The 3040-nt window shown below is 60.6% G+C and carries 2 protein-coding genes; both read left to right on the top strand.

What is annotated here, in order from left to right; translation table 11 throughout:
• Positions 1-2193: nitrate reductase (locus AC1DRJ_RS22875; RefSeq protein ID WP_477804151.1), on the top strand; the 2193-nt coding region annotated here is incomplete at its 5' end.
• A 10-nt stretch (positions 2194-2203) separates the two neighbouring features.
• Complete coding sequence (gene cobA, locus AC1DRJ_RS22870) at positions 2204-2968, top strand: uroporphyrinogen-III C-methyltransferase (protein ID WP_477804150.1); 765 nt, start codon at positions 2204-2206, stop codon at positions 2966-2968.
• Positions 2969-3040 lie beyond the last annotated feature (72 nt).

The following is a 3040-nucleotide window of genomic DNA, read 5'->3' as shown; positions in this document are numbered from 1 at the left end:
GCCTACGCCCACCCGGTACTATTTCGCCGATTGGAAGAAGCCAAATCCCGCCGGCCACAGATGAAAGTCATCGTCATCGACCCGCGTCGCACCGACACCTGCGATTTGGCTGACCTGCACCTGGCGATTCTTCCGGGGACCGATGTCGCCTTGTTCCATGGGATTTTGCACCTGTTGCTGTGGGAAGACTGGGTCGACCGCGACTACATCAAGGCCCATACCGAAGGCCTGGCCGAGTTGAAGAGCCTGGTGCGCGATTACACACCGCAGATGGTGTCGCAGCTGTGTGGCATCAGCATCGAACAACTGCAGCAATGCGCCGAGTGGGTCGGTACTTCACCGAGTTTCCTGTCGTTGTGGTGCATGGGGCTGAACCAGTCCACCGCCGGCAGCGCAAAAAACAGCGCACTGATCAATTTACACTTGGCGACCGGGCAAATTGGCCGTCCGGGTGCAGGACCTTTCTCGTTGACCGGTCAGCCGAATGCCATGGGTGGGCGCGAAACCGGCAGTCTGTCCAACTTGCTGCCGGGGCATCGCGATGCCGCCAATGCGGAACACCGTGCCGAAGTGGCGGCTTACTGGGGCGTTGATCAACTGCCGGAAAACCCAGGGCTGAGCGCCATCGAGTTGTTTGAGCAGGTGGGCAGCGGAAAGATCAAAGCCTTGTGGATTGCTTGTACCAACCCAGCTCAGTCCCTACCCGATCAAACCGCCGTGCGCGCGGCTTTGGAAACGTGCCCGTTCGTGGTGTTGCAGGAGGCTTTCCGCACTACTGAAACCGCCAGGTTTGCCGACCTGTTGTTGCCGGCTGCCAGTTGGGGCGAAAAGGACGGTACGGTCACCAACTCCGAACGGCGTATTTCCCACGTCCGCCGGGCGATTGTCGCACCGGGTGAAGCGCGCCCGGACTGGGCGATCACGGTGGATTTCGCACAGCGTCTGGAGGAACGTCTGCGTCCGGAAGCGACCAGCCTGTTTGCCTTTGAAACACCGGCGCAGGTCTTCGATGAATACAAACAGCTGACGCGTGGCCGCGATCTGGATTTGTCTGGAATCAGCCATGCGCTGATCGACAAAATCGGTCCGCAACAATGGCCTTTTCCTACGGGTTCAAGCGCAGGCACCGCCCGGTTGTATCTGGACGGTATTTTCCCGACCGCCAGTGGCCGCGCGCAGTTCGTGGCCGATCCGTATCGCGCCGCCAAGGAACAACGGGATGCACGCTTCCCACTGACGCTGATCACCGGTCGCCTGCGGGATCAATGGCACGGCATGAGCCGCACCGGCACCGCCTCACAGTTGTTCGGTCATGTCAGTGAGGCCGTGTTGAGCCTGCACCCCGATGAATTGCGCCGGCATCGCCTGCAAACGGGTGATCTGATCAGCCTGAAAAGCCGGCGCGGCGCGGTGATCGTGCCGGTCACCAGCGATGACAGTGTGCGTCCGGGCCAAGCCTTTTTGCCGATGCATTTTGGCGACCGTTTTCTTAAGGGCGGCATAAACACTCTCACGCTCCCCGCCTTCGACCCGTTGTCGAAACAACCGGAGCTGAAACACAGCGGCGTGCGCCTCGAACCGGTCCAGTTGCCTTGGCACCTTTTCGCGCTGATAGAGGGCGATGTCCAACAGCACTTTGAGACGCTACGACCCCTCTGCGAGACGTTTTCCTACGTCAGCCTCAGCCTTGCCGGCCGTGAACGCCCTGCACTGCTGATACGCGCTGCCAGCGCCACCGCGCCTGATCCGCAACTGCTGCGGGAAATCGATCAATGCCTGGGACTCAATGACGGACCGGTCCTGGCCTACGACGACCCCCGGCGCTCAATCGGTAAGCGGGTGCGGATCGAGAACGGCCGGATCACTGCGATCCGTTTGGCAGGTGAAACCCTCGCCCGACACTGGCTGCAGAACCTATGGCTCGAAGGTCGCGCCGATGAACAGCTACGGCGCTGGCTGCTCGCGCCACTGAGTGCCCCACCGGGCCAGGTGGACGCCGAAGCGGTCGGCAACAAAACCCTGTGCAATTGCAAAAACGTCAGCCAAAACGCCGTCTGCACCGGCATCCGCCGTGGCCTGGACTTGCAGGGGTTGAAACAAGAATTGGGTTGCGGCACGCAATGCGGCTCCTGCGTCCCGGAAATCAAGCGTTTGCTGGCCGCCACCGCGCAGCCGCAAGCCGCCATCTCGTGAGGAAAACACTATGAGCGCAAAAGTCTGGCTGGTGGGTGCGGGTCCCGGTGACCCTGAATTGCTGACGCTCAAAGCTGTTCGGGCTTTGAGAGAAGCGGATGTGGTGCTGATCGACGATCTGGTCAACGACGCGGTGCTGGAGCACTGCTGCGGCGCGCGGATTATTCCCGTGGGTAAACGCGGCGGCTGTCGCTCTACTCCGCAAGAGTTCATTCATCGCCTGATGCTGCGTTATGCCCGCCACGGCAAATGCGTGGTTCGGCTCAAGGGTGGCGACCCGTGCATCTTCGGGCGTGGCGGTGAAGAAGCTCAGTGGTTGCGTGAGCGTGGTGTCGAGGTTGAGCTGGTCAATGGCATCACTGCCGGGTTGGCTGGCGCGACGCAATGCGATATTCCCTTGACCCTGCGCGGCGTGGCACGAGGGGTAACGCTGGTCACCGCCCACACACAGGATGGCAGCAGCCTTAACTGGCAAGCGCTGGCACAAAGTGGCACGACACTGGTGATTTACATGGGTGTGGCCAAGCTCAGCGAGATCCGTGAGCAACTGCTGGCTGGCGCAATGGCAGCCGATACGCCGGTAGCGATGATTGAAAATGCATCGTTGCCGCATCAACGGGAATGTCGGAGTAGCCTGATGGCGATGGAAGAAGATGCCTGTGCCTTCGAGTTGAAAAGCCCAGCTATTCTCGTGATCGGTGCGGTCGCAGCCTGTGCAACTCAATCCCAGTGGGAGCACGRCTTGCCTGCGATGACGGCGGATCAATCAGCGTAAAGCTGCCTGAATCACTCCATTTCACCAAATCGAAGACCCAAATCGCAGACAAAGAAAAGCCCGGCCTAAGCC

The organism is Pseudomonas sp. P5_B2, assembly GCF_056400445.1.
This window is presented reverse-complemented; position numbering and strand designations above follow the sequence as displayed.